Source organism: Flammeovirga kamogawensis (assembly GCF_018736065.1).
In the GTDB taxonomy this organism is placed as follows: Bacteria; Bacteroidota; Bacteroidia; order Cytophagales; family Flammeovirgaceae; genus Flammeovirga; species Flammeovirga kamogawensis.
This window is the reverse complement of sequence record NZ_CP076129.1, coordinates 1,025,380-1,047,922: the sequence shown is the minus strand read 5'-3', so window position 1 is coordinate 1,047,922 and position 22,543 is coordinate 1,025,380. Positions and strand designations below refer to the sequence as shown.

Sequence of the window (22,543 nt, the reverse complement as noted above, 5' to 3'; positions counted from 1 at the left end):
TTGCTTAAACAACTAAGCATGGAATCACCTTGGAAAAGGAGAATAAGAAAAAATTAAATCACTAAGAAAAGTCAAAGCGTAATTAAAATTAAATAAGTTATGAAAGTAGTATTACCCGCTGTTTACTTGTTGCTATTATTATCATTTTTATCAAATGATGGGTTTAGTCAAAAAATAGAAAACATTAGAAATTTTGATAGGGATATAAAGAAAAAAGTGTTTATTCCGAAAGGACAATGGTTAGCTGGATCAACTTTTCAGTATTCAGAACATAGTAATAACCAGTATCAATTTTTACTATTAGATAATTGGGATGGAGATGGTTATAACTTGAAAGTTAGTCCTTATGTAGCCTATTTTATAAAAGATAACTTTGCCATAGGGGGGCGCTTTTCCTATTCAAGAAGTGAATTAAATATTGATAATTTAATTATTGATTTAGGAGATGATTTATCTTTTAATCTAGATGGAGCCTCTCAGGTAGGACACGACTTTAAGGCTTCGTTTTTTATAAGAAACTACATTAGTCTTGGCAGAAGTAATCGATTTGGCATCTTTAATGAGGTACGACTTTCTTACGGTTATGGAGAATCTAAAGAGTTGAGCGTAGGGGAACACCCGTTAGATATTAGAGGTATTTATACCACAACTAAAGAGATTAGCTTAGGAATATCGCCTGGTATGGTAGCTTTTATTAATAACAATATCGCCATTGAAGCCTCTTTAGATATTATTGGTTTAAACTATAAATGGATTAATCAGAAAGAGAATCAAGTAGATCAAGGAACTAGAAGAAGTGGTAACGCCAACTTTAATCTAGATGTTTTCACATTAAATATTGGGGTTTCACTTTATATCTAACGCATAAAAAATTTAATCATGATAAAGAAACAAATATCAACTTCGATTCTGTTCTTCCTCCTTTTAACCTCTTGTATTAATAATGATGTTCCGTATCCTTATACTTTTGGTGAAATTTTATCTTTTCAGTTAGAAGAACAAGAGGGGGCTGCAATTATTTCTGTAGATGAACAAACTATAGAAGTACGTGTTCCGTATGGTACAGATAAATCTCACCTTTCAATTTTAGACATTGAGGTGACCGAAGGAGCAGTATTAACTCCACCTATAAATCAAGTGAGTGACTTTACTGATGATGTATTTTTTAATGTAGCTATTTATGAAGACTTTATTTGGAAAGTGAATGTAATAGAATCAGATTTTGATGCAATAATTTCTTCTTTTGTAATTGAAGGACAGGTATCGTCAGAAATTGATATTATTGCAAAAGTAGTTAACGTAGAAATTCCTTCTTATATGGATAAATCTAATTTGGTAGTTGACACATTAACATACATACCTGATGAAGTAATGGTGTATCCTGCAATAAATGAGTTAACTGATTTTTCTGAAGTAGTTACACTAAATTTTGAAGGGATTGAATGGTCAATTAATGTGAATTATGTGAACGAAGGGATTGAGAAAATTGGAGATCAGGTACTCTATTCTGATTTTAACACATGGTATTATGGAGGAAGAGACCCTGAAGAATCAGACGAAAATAGAAAGTTTTTTATACCCGGAACATCTTTTTCGTCAACACCTTGGAGAACGGGCGATGTTGGTGCTGCCGACTTAATTATTTCAACAGGAGTAAGAACAGTTTACCCGTATCCTTCTGCAGAAAACTATGAATATACAGTTTTAAAAACAACCTCTATGTTGGGAGTTATTGCTGCCGGATCTTTGTATACAGGAAAAATTAAAGGAAGTGGGATAGCTACGGTTACAACAGATTTTGGAATCCCTTTTACCGACCGTCCAAAGAGCTTTAAAACATCAATACAGTACCTTCCTAAAGAATATGGAAATGGTTTAGACAATTGTGATATATATGTTTTATTACAAGTGAGAGAGGGTGAAGGCGAAAATACAAAACACTATCGTTTGGCAACAGGATGGTTTAGAAGTGCAACTATAATGAATGATTTTGAAGAAATTGAAATTCCTTTATTGTATGGAAATCATAATGACTTAAAGCCTTATATGATGCCATCTACTAACAATAATGAAATGCCAGAACATGGTTTTGCTGATATTTCGTCTACTCCTACACATATTATAGTGGTATATTCATCAAGTTACGATGGTGCAAATTTTAATGGGGGAATTGGAAGTGAATTAAGAGTTAAAGAATTTGAATTGAACTATTAATCATTAGATATACAATGTTTTATAGTCTATTTATTGATCCGTTGATGAGAAAAGATAGATGTTTGTATTTTATATTGATAATTAACAACTTACAATTAGTGAAAAATAGGTTGACTTCCGGCTTAATTTTTCACTGATGGTTTTTGGATAAAAGTTTCTGAAAAATCAATATATTTATTTAATGTACAATAATAAATAAACATGGAAAACGATAAACAACTAAAACACATAAGTAAATTTTTAAGCTTAGTATTAAGACACAAACCAGAAACAATAAATATTCAGTTAGACGAAAATGGATGGGCAGAGGTAGATGAACTAATTGAAAAATCGAATAGGAAAGGAGTTCAATTTAATAGAGCAACTTTACATCATGTTGTTGAAACCAATGTAAAAAAGAGGTTTGCTTTTAACGACTCTCTAGATAAAATTAGAGCAAGTCAAGGACATTCGTTACAGGTTGAATTAGGTTATAAAAATCAAAAGCCACCAGAAATACTATTTCACGGGACAGGTGAACAGTCAAAACAATCGATTTTAAAGAAAGGTTTGATAAGAAAAGCTCGACAGCATGTTCATTTAAGTAGTGATATTACTACAGCAAAAATGGTAGGGCAGAGGCATGGTAAACCATTTATATTTAAGGTAGCTGCATTAGAAATGTATAATGATAACTTTGCGTTTTTTATTTCTGAAAACGGAGTATGGTTAACGGATAATGTTCCATCAAAGTACTTAAGAACTGAATAATGATTGAAAAAGAATATATTTACAGGTATAAACTTACCTTTTGATTTTTATTGATGATGGAAAATGATGAGATAAAATATTTTGAGTCTAATAAGCTAGGTAAAGGCTTGCCTTATGCTATTACCTCTTTTGCTAATCTTACCACAACAAATGATATCTTCGTTCCATCATTGCGCGATTTTCATGTGGTATTTTTCATAAAGAAAGGCAGAGGAACTTATCTTGTCGATTTTAAAGAGTATTCTTTCCAACCGAATACACTTATTTTGTTATCTAAAGATCAGTTGCATCATTTTAATTACTTTACTGACCAAGAAGTAGAATTGGCTTCGGTAACCTTTAACCCTGAGTTTATATATAGGAATGAGACGGATTTACAACATCTTTTTCAATTTATTTCGTCCTCTCATGAACTTGGTACACAGGTTTTATCAATTCCATCATTTGCACAAACTCAGATAGAAAATATCTTTAGGGAGTTACAAACGGTGTATTCTGAGTGGAGTGTTGCGTATCAATCAAAAGCATTTTACCATTGGTTGTGTCTTTTACTAATACAAGTAGAAATGATGCAAAAAGGACAATCAGAAGAACAACCTATTGTAGACGAACATCAGAAAAATGCCATCACTTTTAAACAACTGATAGAAAAGCATTATAAAACGGAGTTTAAGGTAGAATTTTATACAGAACAACTTAATATTCCATTGAAAGCATTATCCAAGGTAAGCCAGAGTCTTTATAAAATGACCCCAAAAGCACTTATTAATGAACGCCGTTTATTAGAAATTAAAAGACAGTTACGTGGAACAAGTAAATCTGCAAAATCTATTGCTTACGATTTAAATTTTGGCGAACCTACCAATATGTTTAAGTTTTTTAGAAAGCATGTAGGACAATCACCTAATGCGTTTCGAGAGCAATCGAAGTAAGTAGTTGATCAAGCATATTTTTGATTAAAATCCTTTTTTTACCCTTCTTCATCCTTTTTTTACCTTTTTCCTCCCTTTAATTATAGGGTACTTTGTTCTGTACTAAAAAATACAAGAATGAAGAAAATAATCACATTTGGAGCAAGTAATAGTAAAGAGTCCATCAACTCAACACTAGCCACTTTTGTCGCAAGACAAATAGAAGACATCAAGTATGAAGTCTTGGATTTAAACGATTTTGAAATGCCTATCTATAGCATTGATCGTGAAAAATCTTCTGGTATTCCTACGTTGGCAACTGTCTTTAAAGAGAAAATAAAAGAAGCAGATGGGATTGTGATTTCCTTTGCAGAACACAATGGTATTTTCTCATCGGCTTATAAGAATATTTATGATTGGGTCTCTCGTATTGATCAAAATGTTTGGGATAATAAACCAATGTTTTTGTTAGCAACATCTCCTGGACAGAGAGGTGGAAGTTCTGTTTTAAACTTTGCATCTACTATGTATAAGTACGCCAATACAAACACTGTTATTAGTTTTTCTTTACCCTCATTCTACGAAAATTTTGATGTGAATAAGGGAATAAAGGACGACAGTCTTAGTACACAATTTCAGCAACAGCTTACACTTTTTACACAAGCACTTAAAACAGAAAAAGAGGTAATAATTTAAACTATTGCCAATACAAAAACATCCACTTAAACTACAAGAATGAAAGTTCTTATCTACTCACTACTTTACACTATAAGCCTTATGAATACTATAGCACAAGTGCCTCAACAACAAAAAGATAACTCAAGAAAAACAGTATTAGCACGTGGTTGTGATCCTGTTGTGTCGTTAGAATTCTCTAAAATAGTACCTCCACTTATTGGAAACGCTATTTATGTACCGACAACGAATGATGTTGAATTTATTGAAAAACTGAAAAGTCAAAAATGGTCAGTCGTTTATTTTGCTCCCGGAGCATGTAGATTTAGTGCTGTAAAAAAGCCAATTCCTGGTGGAAATATAGATACTAGAGGATGGACTTTAGAGCAATACAAAGCATTGGTCAAAGAGTACCAAGGAGAAGAAATCGAAATAGCCGAATCACCTTTTGAAAGTGAAAGTATACAGGCACTTAATAAAGCATTGGAGAATGCAAGAGAAATTAAATAGTCTGTAGCAATGAAATTTTTTTATATCGTATTGATATTCTTTTTAGGAGCCGCAGAAAGCTATGCTATTTCTGACACGCTTAAATTAGCTGCTAATGTGGCTCTTATGGGAAGTAAACAAACAGGTAACCTTAATCAGGTAGGACTTACTTCTGAGTTTGGAATGCATTTATCTAGTGTAAAAACGAGTACTACCATGAATGTTACTTACAGTTATCTTAATGTGGAAGATATTACTGTTTTGAATGACTTTTGGTCGAATGCAGATTTCCGTTTTCATCAAGAACATAAAGTTTATCCACTAGTTGCCATGTTTTATGGTTTTGCACACTCATACAGAATTAATCATGCGTTGGTTACAGGTGCAGGAGCGGGATGGACTCCCGTAAAAAAATCGGATAAAAAATTATTGGAGCTTTCTGCTTTTGTAGGATATATGAATTTTGAATTTCAAACTGAACAAGCACATAAAAGTAGTGCTTTAGGAACTATTGCTACTTTTAAAACTCCTATCAACGAAGCAGTGTATTTTGAGTGGAATTTAAAAACATATCACTCCTTTACAGATAGCGAATATTGGGGGGCAAATAACAATATTTCGTTGGTTGTAAACTTGGTAAAAGAACTCAATTTAAGAGTAAGTCATAATTGGCTTTATAACGATAAAACAGTCCCTATGGTAAAAAAAGTAAATACTTTACTACTTGTAGGCGTACAATATAACTTTAAAAATTAACGGAAAGATGAGTAATAAAATATTAGAACACGAAAGTGGTAAGGTACTTATTTCTATGAGTATACCCATTAGTTTAGGGATGTTATCAACGTTTCTATTTCAAGTAATAGATACTTATTTTGTAGGACAATTGGGTGCGAACGAACTTGCCGCTCTTAGTTTTGCATCAACAGTATATTTTATGGTAGTAGGTGCTTTTTTAGGCTTGGCTGTTGGTGTATCTATTTTAGTTGGAAAATACGCAGGATCAAATCAAGATTTTCAATTGCGTGAAGTGTTTTTTATCGGAGCAATTTTGTCTATTGTATTGGCAATTATCTTATCAGGAATATTGATAAAAGGACACGATACAATTTTTCTCTTCTTGGGTGCATCAGCAAATCTCCTTCCATATATAAAAGAGTATATGGTGGTAATTCTTATTGGTATGCCGTTGTTAACTTTTGGAATGATGGCAGGGGCAAATTTGCGTGCAAAAGGGAATATTGTAATGCCAGATGTAATTATGGGTATTGCCGGCGTAATTAATTTATTATTGGATTATGCTTTAATTTTTGGGCACTTGGGATTCGATGCCTACGGTATAAAAGGAGCAGGTTTGGCAACCGCAGGATCGTGGGTATTTGTTGCTATTGCCATGTTCTATTTTCTTGTGAAAGATGGCATTATTAAGAAAGATAGTTTTAAGGCTATTCAGAAATTTATACAGTATACAAAGCAAATATTTTCTTTAGGAGCACCAGTTATAGTTACTCAGGTTATTCAACCATTTACACTCATGTTTATTACTTATCTATTGGCTAGTCAATCGGAGTTTGCAGTAGCAGCCTATGGTGTAGCAGGAAGAATAGAAATGTTATTAATGATTGGAATATCTGGAGTAAGTATGGCAATAACACCATTTATTGCCCAGAATTTTGGCGCAAGAAATAAAGAAAGAATAGATGAAGCAATTGTTTTTGGAGGAAAGTCATCCGTGTATATTGGCTTATTAATTTGTATAGTTCTAATGACTTTTGCAAAGCCAATAGCAGGCATTTTTACAAACGATCCAATTATTGTAGGTGATATTGTAACTTACTTTTATTGGGTAGCTCCATCATTTATTTTTTATGGATTATTCTTGGTTACCTCATCTATTTTAAATGGTTTACAACAATCAAAAAAATCACTTCGTATTATGCTTATCAAGACCCTTTTATTTACTGTACCTTTAGCAATAGTAGGTAGTACATGGGGAGTTGAAGGCATATTTATAGGTGTATCTCTTAGTAATGTTTTGGGTGGAATTTATGCTTCTATTGTAATGAAAAAAGATTTAGAAAAAGCAAAATCAGTCTTAACTGAAACTAGTGCTTTTCAAGAATATAAAAATGATTTAGTAGGCGTTTTTAGAAAGTGATTAAAATAGTAGAAATCTATACAATAAAACCGAGGTGTGTTTTAATCATACTTCGGTTTTCTACTTTTATTTTATGATTTGAAACAAGCTTGTTGAATGTTATTAACTTACTATAATATCGATATCATTACTTAATTTATATACCGTTCTATCTCTAATGAGAATTTGGCCACTTTTATTTGGAATAATTTATGGTTGGCTAAAGTTTTGAAGAAGAAATAAACCTGTTCTTTTAATAAAAACTAGATGAATACTATTGAAATGCTTAAGGTACAAACAGAAAGTACCTATAAATGGGTAAATACTTTATTAGAAAGTATTCCTTTTAAAGAATGGGATACAATTCCAGATAATTTGGCCACTAATGTAACTTGGCAAGTTGGGCATTTAATACTAAGTGTTAATTACCATTCTATTATGGCTATTAAAGGACCTGAGCCAGAGTTATATCAGAAATTTCCTATTCAAGAATATGCAAGGTTGTTTATAAAGGCCGATCCTGCAGAATGTATTGGTTTAACAGATGCAGAGGAATTACTTGAACACTTTAAAATGGTACAAAAGTCTTCTATCTCAATAATATCTCAACTCTTGGAAGAGGAATTAGAACACAAACTAGAGCCAACTAAAGTACCACACCCTGTTGCAAATAATAAATTTGAAGCATTAGATTGGAATAATAAACATACAATGTGGCATTGTGGACAACTAGGTATCTTAAAAAGAATTGTAGATCAACGTTATGATTTTGGCCTAAAATTTTAGATTATTTATAGCAATTTATAATAGTATATTTTGCTTACTAAGAATACACACTAAAAACCCTAAGTGCAAAACACTTAGGGTTTTTCTATTACTACCTAATCAATTACTAACATTATCTACTTACTATTATTTTTAATTATCAAATGGGAAATAATCATTGGTTAAGGATTTTTTGGTGTCATCAATAATTTCGACACCTATTCCCTTTGTGTTTGCAGTTATACAAATTTCGTATCCGTTACTTGATTTTGAGACTGACTTATAAGTCATCCCAGCTTTATAAATAGCATCAAAGTAACTTCCATAGATCATCGGATCTTTCATTTTTGTGTAGAGTTCAATAGCCAATTCAACTGATAAATATGCAGGTTCAAAACCTTCTATTGAGGGGATATGATTTTCAAAAGTAACTTCAGTTCTTTCATCATTTATTTTAATTTTATCGTGTTCATCTGTTCCTTTTAAAGCAATAAGAGATTGTTCTAGAGTGACTTGAGAATAAGTAGGAAGTGCAACAACAAATAGGAAAGCGATAACTGTAAATAACTTTTTCATAATTCGATTTTTCAATGAGTTGATTAATTAGGCAGTTGCTTTTAAACAACTGCCTTTTTAAAGATTTTTAATTATTTAGTTTTGATAAAGTTTCCTTGTTCATCAAAATCTGCTCTTCTTCTCTTCATTGATGAAGGAATTTTTTCAGTTGGAACAAAGATTGGTTTATCAGAAGGCCAAGTTTCCATAAGCTCAGGTTGGTATCCTTCTGGATAATACTCACTCTCATCATATTGCATATCTCTGATATATTGGTTTTGCATATCCTCACGTTTCTTACGAGGTTCAGGAATAATTAAACCGCCATTATCTGCTACCATTGTACCTTGCTGAGGAGGCGTTGCGTTTGGATAATCTGGTAAAATACCATCTCTAACCCATATTTTTTCTTTCGAAACATTTACAACAACACCATCAAAACCAAAGTGAAAAGGACCGTCCCAATGTTCTCTAACCTCTGCTACCATTTCGTTGTTTGCATATAAATCATCTGTTGTGTGAGTAGCCATTGCTAATCTTGGTTGAGAATCATTATATAATTTACCAGCAGCATAGGCAGGGTTGTGGTGTGTGTCAATTGTGTAACGTGTTAAAACTGGAGGAACACCATATACTTGCGATGTAATGTTTACAACTTCTACTTGCATTTCGGTAATTAAAACATCTGCATTAGCACCATATTTAGCCGTTAATTTGTTTGGTCTACCATCACCAGAGAATACAATAGACATTCCGTTCCACTCAACTCTATAAGCAGAAGCACCATCTTTACAGTGAGATTGTTGCCAGTGTGTCACCTGTATACCGTCTACGTCATAGATAACACCACCATCATCTGTAAAATCAAATTCATTTACTTCAATTTCCCAACCTCTACCAATCGGGAACACATCAAAAGCATCTCTGTGCCATTCGGTCATAGATTTCATGCCTTCTACCATATGTGCTGTACCATATTTTGGTTCAGATCCAGACGGTCCATTTACTCTTAAAGGCTCATTCCATCTACCATTCCATGCTCCAAACATGTATACATAAGGTAGAGAACCGTAGTGGTCAACGTGTAAGTGTGTAATAAATATGTCGTTGATTTCGTTTAAGGCAATACCCGCACCAACAAAATTGGCAACAGCTCCTTCTCCAATATCAAAAACTAAATTTTTGCCATTCCCAAATTGCATTAAAATAGAGGTATTGGCTTGTCCTGGACGTATAAGAGGTGAAGATCCCATAAAGATTATTCTTATTTCATCTTCCTTAACTGTTTCTGTATTTGGATACCAGTTTGCAGCAGAAACAAAGTGATCAGATGGTGCAATTCCATCAAACATTAAGCCCTCATTCCATCTTCCCATTGGTATACCGCCAGTTAAAGTAGTCTGTAATTGTTCTTTATCATGTTGAAAAACCTCTGGAGTATTTTTAAACTGATTAATATCTTCTGTTACTATATTCTCATGATTATTAACAACACCGGCAGCTTTTGTATCTGTTCCTTTGTAGTTTCCTTTGTAATTATTGTCTTGAGCTGAAACTGTTGCTAGACTTATAATTAATAGTGATATAGATAATATAAATTTTTTCATTTTGTATAACTTTAAACTTTTAGTGTGATTATGATTATATAAACGGCACTTTTAAATATCAGTTTCGTTTATTATAAGTTTTAAATGACCTATTTTGATAAATGGTTATCTCAAAATGATATTTAATAGATAATTGACTAAAAGTGAAAAAATGTGATAGTTTTAGTTGACTTTAGGCTTATTTCAATAACAAAATTAACTTTACAGTCTGTAAAATAACATCAGTACTATTCCCCATGTACTTGATGATTGACGACGATTATTTATGCAATTAGATAGAATAAATTTTTCTTTCCATAAAAGGTATGTACTCTTAATAGGAGGGGTAGTTTTAGCAATACTTCTACTCGTTTTTGCGTGGACCTCACATTCTATGAATTCCACTTCTCCTAAAAGAATTGAAATAGCTAGACCATGGACTGCAATTAATTTTGGTAAGGAATACGACACATCATTTAAATATTGGAAGTTTATTCATAGCCAGCCTGTACAAAATGTGATCTTCCAAAATCAGTTCTCAAGTCCTTTATCTCAAAAGAATAATTCTTATACAGCAGTAGTGTATAGAAATACGCCAGTTAAATTGCCGTATAGAATAAATAAAAAAAGAGATTACTATAAACTATTTGGAAAACATACGCTTACAAGAGATGAATTTGGAGAAACCTTTGCAAAAGATTCTACTTTGTCTATTCCATTTAATAGAGGAAAGTACGATATCATAATCAAAGAAGATTTATTCTATACTACTAAAGAAATAATTATTTGGGATGCAGAAGCTCGCTTATTATATTATACAGTAAGTGCCATCAAGAAATAAGGCGAAAATAAATCAGCTTTATAACATGATATTGATTAGTAACAATTAAGAAAAAGAACACTTAAATTGCATCTATAAGCATACAAGTCAATACACCGGAGAGGATTTGACTTTAAGATTTATGTTTTATTTCTTAAGCAAACACTAGTATCATGAACTCAGCAATAATAGTTATATTTCTTTTATTGATAAATGCAGCATTGCATTTAATTGCTTTTTTTATTTTAAAAGCTAATAATGCCCCTCATACTAAAGGTGTAGTAACATTTGCAATAGTAAATTCATTTCTGGCAATAGGAATGATCAATGGATACGTAGTAGTGCCTTATTTGATAATTCTATTAGAAAGTTTGGGTTTTTGGTTATTGTACACACGTTTAAAAAGGACTTTTTGCCCTAAATATTTAAGTCTACTTCTGCTATTGTTAGAGGTACTTATAATTATTGGAGCACTTATAGATATATTACAAGCATAACAAAGTACCTATTACACAAGGCACAAAAAAATCTTCCCTTAATAAGAGAAGATTTTTTATTACTACTAAATTTGAAAACATCTTGAAAACAAAACTTAAATTCATTCATCTACTTACATAAGTGTAGAAAAGATTCAAAACCCCTAGTGTTTAATTATTTTTTATTGCTGAATGAAAATCTACCTAAAATCTCTTGTCTTAAAAGACCAACTTATAGTATCTTCAAGTTTTAATTTTATTGCTGAACTAGACTTATATATCTTCTATGATTGTAAATAAAAATTTATCGTTTAGAAACGTCCTGAGTTTTACTTGGTTCCATATTATTTGGATTATCTGCTGGGTTACGTTTGCTAGCTTTCTATTTCAAACGCTGAATTGGAAATTTTTAAGTATGCCTTGGCTTCCTATATCAATAATAGGCACAGCAGTTTCTTTTTATGTAGGTTTTAAAAATAACCAATCCTATGGTAGGTTATGGGAAGCTCGTAAAATTTGGGGCGGAATTATTAATTCTAGTAGAAAATTTGGGGCAATGGTAAAATCTTACGTTTCAGATTTAAATGTAGAGGCTACAGAAGGAGAGTTATATGCCATTAAAAAGCGATTAATTTACAGACATATTGCATGGAACTATGTGCTTAGAAAGCAATTATTAGTACCTACCCCTTGGGAGCATTTATCACAAGGAAAAACTATGAATAAGATGATCAAAAAACGTATGAAAGATTACGGAATTGGTCTGGTTGATAATAATGAAATAGATGAAATTTTAACTCAATTTCTTGATACATTAGAGAAAGATAAATTATTAACTTATAAAAATGTAGCAACACAATTAATTGATTTACAATCTCAGGATTTATTACAATTACGTAAGGCAGGGTTAATAGATGATTTCAGACACATGGAATTACAGAAAATCTTAAACGAGTTCTATGACTGCCAAGGAAAGTGCGAACGTTTAAAGAAGTTCCCTTTACCAAGACAGTACGGCGCTATGAGTGGCGTATTTGTAGGTATTTTTATTATTCTATTACCATTTGGGATGATTCCTGAATTCGAGAAATTTGGTCACATTGGTGGTTGGCTTTCTATTCCTGCAACAAGTTTAATTGCTTGGGTATTTTTAACGATGGAACTAGTAGGAGATTATTCTGAAAATCCTTTTGAAGGATTAGGAAACGATATTCCTATGATGTCATTATGCAGAGTTATAGAAATTGACCTTAGAGATATGTTAGATGAAAAAGATCTACCTGAGCCTATAAAAGCAAAAAAAGGTATTTTAATGTAATGCTTAAAAAAGCGAATAACATTGTGAATAAAGAGGTGTTATGTTTATATTTTATAAATATTTAAACTCATAATATTAAGTATGTTAAAGCCCAGTGAGACTACAAATTTAAAGTAGATCACTGGGCTTTTTTCGGTATTTATTGGGCTTATTTAAGTAATCGACCCCTTTTTGTTAGTCGTTAAACAACTGTAATCAAAATTAAGAAAGTAAATTAGAAGATTTAATAATAACCCTTTTGTAACAACTATCGGTCTAAGTAAGTAAGAAGAATTACTACTATAATCTATACTGCGATATTCGTATCCAGTTAAAACCCTCTAATTATTTAGAGGGTTTTTTTGCCTTATCTCGCTTTTAAAAAGTAAACCCTCAATATTTTAGAGCATTTTAATCTTGATTTTTTCCTTTAATCAAATTAAGTAAAACAAATACTAAATTGATTAATCCTGTTTTTGTTAGAATTCTAATATTATTTTTTGAACGATTGTATCACATGTACAATAGCTACCATATTTGGATAAGAAGAGGCCAAATACTTTGGAAGGAAACAGTAATTGTAGATAACAAAAAGCATAAACCTACAGACAAATAATTGTATAATGTAGTAAAAGAAAAAATGATCAAAAAGAAGGAGAATCATTATCTTTTTTCCTAACAGATGCGATTATGGATGGTTTTTTAAAAGAAATGAACTTAATAACTACTTTACCATTAAAAGGTGAAAATGTGACGAAATTAGGGGAGTATTATTCTACTAGTATTTCTTTACCTCAGGATAAATTGACAGGGAAACCAGTTACCATTTCTATTAAGGCAATTCATTAAAATGTTTTTTGTTATCGGTTAGTAATAATTTAAGAAATTAGAATAAATGAAAAAGCTGCCTTATAAACTAGTTATGAGACAGCCTCTTTTTATGTATTATTAATTCTTAATAGGATTCATCATAAGAAGGAAAAGCTTTTTCTTTTACATCAGAAATATAATTTTTGATAGCATTGTCCATAATTTGACCAACTTCTGCATACTTTCTAAGGTATTTTGGTTTGAAATTAGGAGTCATACCCAACATATCATGAATAACTAATACTTGACCATCTGTATCAGGACCAGCGCCAATACCAATTGTAGGTATTGTTAATGCTTCGGATACTTCTTTTGCTAAATCAGCTGGAATTGCTTCTAAAACAACGGCAAAGCAACCTAGCTCTTCTAATAGTTTGGCATTTTTTAGTAATAATTTAGCTTCTTCTTCTTTTTTAGCTTGAACTGAAAACGTACCAAACTTAAAGATTGATTGTGGGGTTAATCCAAGATGACCTACAACAGGGATTCCTGCTGTTAAAATTTTTTGGATTGATTCTTTAATTTCTTCACCACCTTCAACTTTTACAGCATTAGCCCCCGATTCTTTCATGATTCTTACTGCGGCATGTAAAGCTTGGAGTGGATCTCCTTGATAACTTCCGAAAGGAATATCAGAAACAACCATTGCGTTCTCTACTGCATTTACAACAGATTTAGCATGATAAATCATGTTATCTAGGGTGATTGGTAACGTAGTATCATTACCAGCCATTACATTTGAAGCAGTATCCCCAACAAGGATAGCATCTATACCTGCATTGTCTACAATCTTAGCCATAGTATAATCATACGATGTTAAGAAAGTAATCTTTTCACCTCTTTTTTTCATTTTCTGAAGTTCAAGAGCAGTAACTTTTTTTGTTCTAGGAGTTTGAATTGACATATGAGTTAAGTTAATTTAATTATAGAATTTTTGGTTTTGATAAAGTTATGTTATTCATGATTTAAAAAAAAGTACTCCTATTAGTAATATGCATACTTTTATGTGTATCCAGAAGTGATCTCCTAGTGCCAATTTTTGATCAAACTAAAGATTTTTCTAGAATTAAATGTTACACAGAATGAGGGGTACTAGAGTACAATTTATAATAGGTGTGTTGTTTATTTTTCAAGTTTGTTTACTATAACTTCTCTATATAATTTATTTTTTAACTTCTATTATTTTTAATTAAAAAGAGAATTTACATCTATCTTCAAACCTCTATAAAAGATTAAAATACTTACTAAAATAGCTAAAAAGTGAGATTTTATATAGTTTATGAAAGAATATCTAATTTATGTTATCATACTATTTTCTTTAATAAATTGAGAGGCTTTAATAATTTTTAAGGAGGACTTTATGTGGATTTATCTTTTATCAAAAGTGACGAAGAGCCATGTAATATTGTCTGCCGATTTTTCTCTTACAGAACAAATAATATAATTAATACCCACCTCTCTTTTCAGTAAAATATTAGTCTTATTAGTAGGAAAAACTGAGCAGCCAATAAGTTCAAATAGTTAGGTTAATAAAAACGAACTAATACGTCTTCTGTTATTTCATAACTGTCTCTAAATTAAACTTAATAGAAGATATTATGAAAAAAATATTAATCCCAATTTTACTATTGTCAGCAACAATTAGCTGTAACAAAAAAGATTCTGAAATTACCCCTGTTCAAGAAAATGAAAAGAGTGTAAAAAAGGAAGAACAGTTGAAAGTAGCTAATGAAACAGAAGTTGAAAAAGCACAAAAAATGCTTGAAAAAGCAAAACAAACTTCTAAAGAAATTACTCAAAAAGAAATTGCAGCTCAAGAACAACTTAAGAAGGCTGATGAGGCTATCCAAAAAGCTAAAAAAGAGGCATCTCAAGCAGATAGCTCTAAAAAGAAAGAAGCTGATGAAAAAGTAATAGCTGCCGAAAAGAAAAAAGAAGAGTTACTAAAAGTAACAAATAACATAAAAAAAGTAGCTGAAAAATCTAAAGATGCTATAAAAACTGCTGAAAAAGCATTAGAAATAGCAAAGAAATCTGAAGAAACGAAAAGCAAAATTGCATCTGAAAAAGATGATGAAAAAGTAAAAGAGCTCAAATTAGAATTAGAAAAAGATAAAGAGCTTGCTGATAAAACTAAGCTTTTAGCTAAAGAATTAGTAGATGGTGTTGATAAAGAATTAAATGTTGAGTTATCTGATATAAAAACAATTAATAAAGAGAATGAAGAAGCTTTAAAAAAGTATGAAGATGAGATGAGAACATCTTTAGCTGAAACTAAAGCATTGTATGATAAAATAAAAAAACATACAGATATCATTGAGGTAGAGAGTAATAAAACAAATAATTATAATACATTAAACGATGTTCCTGCATTCAAAAAATCTGTAGAGGTTGCAAAACAAAATGCAGTAAACCTATCAACTTATTTTAACGAAATGGTAGTGATTAAAGATAAAATGCATAACGAAGCATATAATCACACTATGTATGGTACTGAAAGAGAAATCATTGAGCGTACTGAGGAGTTAAGAAATAATCTTGAAAAGATAAAACAAATAGTAGATGATGCAGAATACTATATTAGACAATCAAAAAGTCAAATATCTTCAATGGAAAGCTATTTCTCAACTTTTGAAAGTAATTTAAATACTCAGAAAAATAGAAAATTAAAAAACCTTCAAGAAGAAGTAGCTACGGCTAAAAGAAGTCTTAAAAGTGCAATAGAAGGAGTAGACTATCAAAAAATTAATATTAGAAAATTAGAAGTTAAAATCATCAATCATAATTCTAGAATTAAACAATTTGAAGACCGAATTAAGCAGTTAGAAGAACTACTTAAAAACCAACCTGCAGATCGTGATGGTAGTAATACAAAAAACGAGATAAAAGAATTAAGAAATAAAATCATTAGAGAGAATAATATTTATGATGAAAATTCAATTAGAAGTAACATTGCAACTCAAAAAAGTTATTTAGTTCAATTAGAAAAAGAGCTTGAAGATGCAAAGAAATTAGTTGCTATTCGTGAGCAAGAGTTACAACAATTGAAATAAACTCCATTCTAAAAGATCGAATTTTTACATTCTTTTAGTAAGTGTGTGAATTTTAAAATTAAAGGATTCGGCTAGTAGTATAGTCTAATCCTTTTTTATTTTAAGTAGTAAATTGATAATAAATTACTCTGATTGCTTTGGTAGACTTAATCAATTTGTTTTAAGGTGATTAGAGGTTTTATACTTATCACTAAATAACCTACCTAGCTTGAGTTTTATCATTACTCTATTTACTATTTTGAATATAGTTTAGACCTTAGTTGAAACTTATACTAATCTGTAAATCAATAACATGATTAGTATAAAAAAGAACACAAAAAACCCTCAAACTGACTATAAGTCTGAATGAGGGCGATGCTTAACGATTCATTAATACAAGTATAAGTTATTAACTTTTATTATCAAACTAGTGTTCTGTGTTATGAGTTTTCAAGATTAATTAATCATTGTTTTTATTAAATTTTAACAAATAATGTTTCGAGTATTGATGCTGTTATAACTTTTGTTGATACTTTTAGTTGTAAAAAGATCAATACAAAAAGTCCTCTTCTACAATTGTTTTGTAAAAGAGGACCTATTATTATTTGAATTAAGATTGATTGAATTACCAAGTAAATCTACCAACAGATTTAGCCTGACCTTTAGAAATTGTTACATCTGCAAAACCACCAGCTTTAGTGTAATCTGCACTTAGTATATTTGTTCTATGCATCCAATTTGTAGGTTTATTTTGATCATCTCTAATCCAGTCAATTACTGCCTGACGTGGTGTTGTTCCTCCTGCTACAACTTCAGCAGAAGTTCCTTTACCCTCAGCTTTTGTAGATAAATCAAAACCTAATTTTCCACTAACATCTTCATGTGCTAAACTTTTACCACTATTAGCATTCATTGTAGAAAGCATAAATTTCTGCCATTTTACACTACCAATGGTTAAGTCTTTATTGTAAGATAATGGTTGAGGAGATAATTGTGTGCTTTTATGTTGAGAATAAAATTTCAAGTTATTAATATCTCTAACAACGTTTACGTAACTGATTTCATTATCAATAAATTTATGTCTTGAAATCTGTAAATCATTTAACACATAATTTTCCCAAGCTGCTTCTCCTGCAGCAAATGCAGCTCTAGCTTTATTACATTCAGCAACAAATTCGCGAGACCATTTTTCTTGCTCAGGTGTTACGGTATTTAAATGTACCAAATCACTTAATTCTTTTAAAGAAAGTAAATCAGTATCTGCTTTACCTGCTTGTGGGTTTTCAGTATAAGCTACAATACCTGTAGAAGAAATTGGAGAATTTAATCCATTTATTCTTTTTGGAGGAATAGCTTGTGGAGGTGTAGGTGTTTTAGATCCACCTGTATTTACAAAAGAACCAGTTCCTGTGTTTCCTTTGTTTGTGTTTCCAGAACCAGTAGATGGAGTTGTTGTTTTAGGAGGGTTCTTTTTAACTATTGTAGTTGTCCCACTACTTGGCTTATTTCCAGTAGCATCTTTTTTTGTTCCTGTCTTAGTCTTAGCATCCGCTTTAACTTTGCCTTTATTTGCAACTTCTGCAGCAATACTATCTCTTCTACTTTTAAAAGATTTTGATAATAATTCAGTATCATTTTCTTTTTTTAAAGGTTCTATTTTTTCATTCTTTTTACACGAAATAATAGCTAATGATATAAGAGAGGCTGTAATAATTTTTTTCATTTTGAAATAATTAGGGTGTTTTATTTTACAATCACGAATAAGACAGCCGCTAAAATGTTTCTGACAATGATTAGTTGTAAACAATCTCTAAAGTTGTTGTGAATGTATGTTTATTAGTGACTAATGTCATTTGTGTTAATTGAAATATGATACTTAAAAAGTATGCGAGGAATTGATAGTTTTAACTTTTCAGGTGATTGAAAAACTATAATTCTCTATTTTATTTGTTGATTATGGATAATATAAAAATAACGATAAATACCCTTAGACACTTTTGTTTGTAAAGTAATTCCAGAAGTATTAAAATATCCTAGTACATTAGTAGTAAAGAATTTTTTTACTAAAAACTAAATTGATTATGACAGATAAGGAAGAATCTAAGGATTTTGAAAACACCAATTTTAAATTTGATTTAGGTGAACTTATGTTCGAAACGTTAAGAGTAGGTCTTGAAAATAGAGCCTACTTAGACGAAATTTTAGGTAGACAATTAGAATTAGAAGCTAAAATTGATGGAACAGAGTTAGATATGGATGATGTAAACGAAAAATTAGTGTATCTAAGAAAACAAATCTTAGATAATACTAAAGAAGATATTATCGACGTAGTAGCAAAATATTCTAAATAATAAAAGTAACCACAATTGTAAAGAGTTAACTTATTGCAATTGTGGTTGTTTGTAGACAAAACACCAATTTAATCTTGTTTGGTTTAGTTAATTATGAATAAAGAGGTACTCATAAAAGAATTGCAATTTAAGGCTATTAGAAGTTCTGGTGCCGGAGGGCAACATGTAAACAAGGTATCATCTAAGGTGGTCCTTTCTTTTAATGTCGAAAAATCAGAAGGACTAAATAGTCGTGAGAAAACCTTATTGTATAAGAATATCTCTTCTAGGTTAACAAATGATAAAGAACTTATACTTGCTTGTGATGATTCTAGAAGTCAAGTACAGAATAAGAATAAGGTAATTGATCGTTTTTTTGACTTGCTAAAAGTAGGACTATTTGTCCCTAAAAAAAGACTAGCCTCAAAACCAAGTAAAGCATCTATAAAACGAATGAAAGACAAAAAGAAAAAGCGTGGCGATTTGAAAAAGCTAAGACAAAAACCTAATTATTAACAACTCTCACTACATCATAATTTCCATTGAATATCAATTATATTCCAATAGGTGGTTAATTATTCTTACTCAGAAAACACCAATTAATATAAGATTCCTTTATTCCCACATTTAATTGGGTTCTTTATGTTACACTTGCTGATCTAATTTGTAATTAAAAGGAACAATAAAATCATCTCAACCAATTGATTCGTGAATATTTTACTTTCTTTTTCATATTTATAAAACAGATTTTTACCAAAGAAATGTGCAGTATATTTATACTCATCGTAGAAAAAGTCTCAAAAGCTAATGCCCCTTCAATTTTACTATTATTTACTGTTGGAGTATTATCAATCATATTACCATCAATCATGTATCGAAGCTTTTCTAAGTGATGGTTAAAGCCTTCTTTATTTAATTGATGTTATGCCATGTTTATTCTAAGGATTGATAGGATCAGTTTCTACCCTCTCAATAAATTTATAGCGTATTTGCCTTTAATAAAAGTTTGGACTTAGGATAAATTATTCAGATGCTAAGAGAATTAAAAAGAATAATTTTTCATTTAAACGTTTTTAGGACATTTAAAAAATAAGATTACTGTTAATACCTACCTTAAATGATGTGTTTTTATCACATCAGGTGATCACATCATTGATAACAAAAGTAGTTTATTAAGTGTGTAATAATCTGAAAATAAGTTGTTTATGATTTATTTTGGTGATGATGTGAAATTGATGGTATTATAAAGTGTGTTTCTACACTTTTAAGCTGTCATATTTGTGAAAGCAAGATAAAAACATTTAAAAGAACTTAATTTATTAACCTCTTATGATAATGAAAACCCTATACAGATTATATCTATTAATAGCATTTCAGTTTCTCATATTTTCATGTAATGAGAAACACTCTTCAACTTCTACTTGGAAGAGTTACAGTGGTGATAAGTTAATAGAACACAAAGTTGATTCACTTTTATCACTTATGACATTAGAGGAGAAGATTGGTCAGATGACACAATTCTCTGGACATGGAACTTTAACTGGACCTCAAATAAATGATGATTTCAAACAATACCTAGAAAAAGGATTAGTGGGTAGTATGTTTAATGTTTTTGGTTCTGATGGATTGATAAAGTTACAGAAGCAAGCCATGGAACATTCAAGATTACATATTCCAATTTTATTTGCTGCAGATGTTATCCACGGATATGAAACTACATTCCCAATTCCATTAGCAGAATCTTGTTCTTGGGACCTAGACCTTATGAGAAGAAGTGCAAGAATTAGTGCTATAGAAGCAACAGCGGCAGGTATTAGCTGGACGTTTGCACCAATGGTAGATATTGCAAGAGACCCACGTTGGGGTAGAGCTTTAGAAGGAGCTGGCGAAGATGTGTTCTTAAGTACGAAAGTTGCAGTAGCAAGAGTGCAAGGTTTTCAAGGAATTGATTCATATAAAGATTTTACTAAGAATAATACAATGTTAGCTTGTACTAAGCACTTTGCAGCTTACGGTGCAGCTTTAGCAGGTAGAGATTATAACAGTGTTGATATATCAGATAGAACATTAAGAGATACTTATCTTCCTCCTTTTCAAGCAACAGTAGATGCTGGTGTTGCCACATTTATGACAGCTTTTAATACTTTAAATGGTGTGCCATCAACAGGAAATAAATATTTATTCTCTGATATTTTAAGAGGTGAGTGGGATTTTAGAGGAGCTGTTGTAACAGATTATACTGCAATTAACGAAATGATTCCTCATGGCTTTGCTAAAGATTTAAAACAAGCATCAGAACTTGCTGTAAATGCAGGTATAGATATGGACATGAATGGTGCAGCCTTTATTCAGAATTTGAAAAAATTAGTAGAAGAAGGAAAAGTAAAAGAAAGCACTATTGATAATGCAACTGCAAGAATTTTAGAATTAAAATTTATGTTGGGCTTGTTTGACGATCCATATAAATATATGAATCAAGAGAGAGAAGATGCTTTACTGTCTGCTCCTGAACATTTAGAAGAAGCATTAAAAAATGCTGAAAGATCAATTGTTCTTTTAAAGAACGATAAAGAGCTATTGCCTTTAAAAACATCAAAAAGAAAGCGTGTAGCACTTATTGGCCCTATGATTAAAGAAAGAAATAGCTTAAATGGAGAATGGGCTATTAAAGGGAAAAGAGAAGAAAGTGTTACTTTATTTGAAGGATTAACGAATAAATATAAAAACTCATCAGTAACATTCCAATATGCTAAAGGAGCATCTTTAATGGGCGATGCAAAGAGCAGTGAAATTAGAGAAGCAGTAAGATTAGCAAATAAAAGTGATGTTTTATTAGTAGCTCTAGGAGAAGAATATAATTGGTCTGGAGAAGCAGCAAGTAGATCTGATATTACACTTCCTAAAGCACAAAAGGAATTATTGAAGGCACTGAAAAAAACGGGTAAGCCTATCGTTTTAGTACTTTTAAATGGTAGACCTCTTGATCTATCTTGGGAAGATGAGAATGTAACGGCAATTGTAGAAGTGTGGTACCCTGGTACAAGAGCAGGAGACGCAGTGGCAAATGTTATTTCTGGTACATACAACCCATCAGCGAAGTTAACTATGACTTTCCCTCGCAATATTGGTCAAGTTCCAATTTATTACAATGCCTTAAATACAGGTAGACCATTTGATCAAAATAACCCTCAAGATTATAAATCTTTTTATTTAGATGTAGCTAATACTCCACTTTATCCTTTCGGATATGGATTAAGTTATTCAAAATTTAACTATTCAAATTTAAAATTATCTACAGATAAATTATCAAAAGGTGAAACGATTACTGCAAGTATTGATGTTAAGAATGTTAGTAATGTTGATGGAGAAGAAATTGTACAACTTTATTTACAAGATGTTTTTGCTTCAGTAGCACAACCAGTAAAAAATTTGAAAGGGTTTAAGAAAATAGCATTGAAAAAAGGAGAGACTAAAACAGTTACTTTTAAAATAACAGAAGAGTTATTGAAAATAATTGATATTGACTCTAACTATAAAGCCGAACCAGGGGATTTTAACCTTTGGATTGGTAAATCATCTAACGATTCGGAACAACAAACAAAATTTACTTACTCCCTTTAATTAGGGGGTAAGCCT

At 31.0% G+C, this 22,543-nt stretch carries 21 protein-coding genes; 17 read left to right on the top strand and 4 right to left on the bottom strand.

From position 1 onward, the window contains the following. Positions 1-99 precede the first annotated feature (99 nt). The 9 genes from KM029_RS22525 (at position 100) to KM029_RS22485 (ending at position 7,962) form a co-directional block, all read left to right on the top strand. Positions 100-861: a hypothetical protein gene (locus KM029_RS22525; RefSeq protein WP_144076060.1), complete on the top strand. Its 762-nt coding sequence runs from the start codon at positions 100-102 to the stop codon at positions 859-861. Positions 862-879: 18 nt separating this feature from the next. Beyond that, a complete protein-coding gene (locus tag KM029_RS22520) occupies positions 880-2,214 on the top strand; it encodes a PCMD domain-containing protein (RefSeq protein ID WP_144076059.1) in 1,335 nt (444 codons plus the stop codon). A gap of 201 nt (positions 2,215-2,415) precedes the next feature. Further along, positions 2,416-2,964, top strand: a complete 549-nt coding sequence (locus KM029_RS22515; RefSeq protein WP_144076058.1) for an RNA 2'-phosphotransferase — start codon at positions 2,416-2,418, stop codon at positions 2,962-2,964. 53 nt (positions 2,965-3,017) lie between these two features. Beyond that, the gene (locus KM029_RS22510) at positions 3,018-3,896 is read left to right on the top strand and encodes an AraC family transcriptional regulator (RefSeq protein ID WP_144076057.1); all 879 of its coding nucleotides are present in this window, start codon (positions 3,018-3,020) and stop codon (positions 3,894-3,896) included. Between the two features lie 117 nt (positions 3,897-4,013). After that, entirely contained in the window at positions 4,014-4,571 is a 558-nt protein-coding gene (locus KM029_RS22505) for an NADPH-dependent FMN reductase (protein ID WP_144076056.1), read from the top strand. A gap of 81 nt (positions 4,572-4,652) precedes the next feature. After that, positions 4,653-5,060, top strand: coding sequence for a hypothetical protein (locus KM029_RS22500; protein WP_144076055.1), 408 nt, complete (start codon positions 4,653-4,655; stop codon positions 5,058-5,060). A gap of 9 nt (positions 5,061-5,069) precedes the next feature. Then, a complete protein-coding gene (locus tag KM029_RS22495; RefSeq protein ID WP_144076054.1) occupies positions 5,070-5,795 on the top strand; it encodes a DUF481 domain-containing protein in 726 nt (241 codons plus the stop codon). A gap of 7 nt (positions 5,796-5,802) precedes the next feature. After that, positions 5,803-7,197 (top strand): MATE family efflux transporter, encoded by a 1,395-nt coding sequence (locus tag KM029_RS22490; RefSeq protein ID WP_144076053.1) that lies wholly within the window; start codon positions 5,803-5,805, stop codon positions 7,195-7,197. 246 nt (positions 7,198-7,443) lie between these two features. After that, the gene (locus KM029_RS22485; RefSeq protein WP_144076052.1) at positions 7,444-7,962 is read left to right on the top strand and encodes a DinB family protein; all 519 of its coding nucleotides are present in this window, start codon (positions 7,444-7,446) and stop codon (positions 7,960-7,962) included. 132 nt (positions 7,963-8,094) lie between these two features. Here KM029_RS22485 and KM029_RS22480 read toward each other — a convergent pair whose 3' ends face one another. Both KM029_RS22480 and gntH read right to left on the bottom strand, forming a co-directional pair. Continuing rightward, on the bottom strand, positions 8,095-8,517 hold the full coding sequence (locus KM029_RS22480) for a hypothetical protein (RefSeq protein ID WP_144076051.1): 423 nt from the start codon (positions 8,515-8,517) through the stop codon (positions 8,095-8,097). 71 nt (positions 8,518-8,588) lie between these two features. Continuing rightward, positions 8,589-10,103 carry a guanitoxin biosynthesis MBL fold metallo-hydrolase GntH gene (gene gntH / locus KM029_RS22475; RefSeq protein ID WP_205125516.1) on the bottom strand — a complete coding sequence of 505 codons (1,515 nt, stop codon included), beginning with the start codon at positions 10,101-10,103 and terminating at the stop codon, positions 8,589-8,591. 265 nt (positions 10,104-10,368) lie between these two features. Here gntH and KM029_RS22470 point away from each other — a divergent pair, with 265 nt between their 5' ends. The 4 genes from KM029_RS22470 to KM029_RS22455 all read left to right on the top strand — a co-directional run bounded on the left by KM029_RS22470 (position 10,369) and on the right by KM029_RS22455 (position 13,524). Further along, on the top strand, positions 10,369-10,923 hold the full coding sequence (locus tag KM029_RS22470) for a hypothetical protein (RefSeq protein ID WP_144076050.1): 555 nt from the start codon (positions 10,369-10,371) through the stop codon (positions 10,921-10,923). 152 nt (positions 10,924-11,075) lie between these two features. After that, positions 11,076-11,399, top strand: a complete 324-nt coding sequence (locus KM029_RS22465; protein WP_144076049.1) for a hypothetical protein — start codon at positions 11,076-11,078, stop codon at positions 11,397-11,399. A gap of 265 nt (positions 11,400-11,664) precedes the next feature. Beyond that, a complete protein-coding gene (locus KM029_RS22460; protein ID WP_144076048.1) occupies positions 11,665-12,696 on the top strand; it encodes a bestrophin family protein in 1,032 nt (343 codons plus the stop codon). A 669-nt stretch (positions 12,697-13,365) separates the two neighbouring features. Beyond that, on the top strand, positions 13,366-13,524 hold the full coding sequence (locus tag KM029_RS22455; protein WP_158631187.1) for a hypothetical protein: 159 nt from the start codon (positions 13,366-13,368) through the stop codon (positions 13,522-13,524). A gap of 106 nt (positions 13,525-13,630) precedes the next feature. Here the strand turns inward: KM029_RS22455 and panB are convergent, their stop codons facing one another. Continuing rightward, a complete protein-coding gene (panB, locus tag KM029_RS22450; RefSeq protein ID WP_144076047.1) occupies positions 13,631-14,449 on the bottom strand; it encodes a 3-methyl-2-oxobutanoate hydroxymethyltransferase in 819 nt (272 codons plus the stop codon). 694 nt (positions 14,450-15,143) lie between these two features. Here panB and KM029_RS22445 point away from each other — a divergent pair. Continuing rightward, positions 15,144-16,598 (top strand): GumC domain-containing protein, encoded by a 1,455-nt coding sequence (locus KM029_RS22445; RefSeq protein ID WP_144076046.1) that lies wholly within the window; start codon positions 15,144-15,146, stop codon positions 16,596-16,598. Positions 16,599-17,202: 604 nt separating this feature from the next. Here the strand turns inward: KM029_RS22445 and KM029_RS22440 are convergent. Continuing rightward, the gene (locus KM029_RS22440; protein WP_144076045.1) at positions 17,203-18,300 is read right to left on the bottom strand and encodes a CAP domain-containing protein; all 1,098 of its coding nucleotides are present in this window, start codon (positions 18,298-18,300) and stop codon (positions 17,203-17,205) included. A 358-nt stretch (positions 18,301-18,658) separates the two neighbouring features. Here KM029_RS22440 and KM029_RS22435 point away from each other — a divergent pair, with 358 nt between their 5' ends. From KM029_RS22435 to bglX, 3 genes are all read left to right on the top strand, one after another. After that, entirely contained in the window at positions 18,659-18,928 is a 270-nt protein-coding gene (locus KM029_RS22435; RefSeq protein WP_144076044.1) for a hypothetical protein, read from the top strand. A 93-nt stretch (positions 18,929-19,021) separates the two neighbouring features. Next, the gene (gene arfB / locus KM029_RS22430) at positions 19,022-19,423 is read left to right on the top strand and encodes an alternative ribosome rescue aminoacyl-tRNA hydrolase ArfB (protein WP_144076043.1); all 402 of its coding nucleotides are present in this window, start codon (positions 19,022-19,024) and stop codon (positions 19,421-19,423) included. Positions 19,424-20,242: 819 nt separating this feature from the next. Further along, positions 20,243-22,528, top strand: a complete 2,286-nt coding sequence (gene bglX / locus KM029_RS22425; protein WP_144076042.1) for a beta-glucosidase BglX — start codon at positions 20,243-20,245, stop codon at positions 22,526-22,528. Positions 22,529-22,543 lie beyond the last annotated feature (15 nt).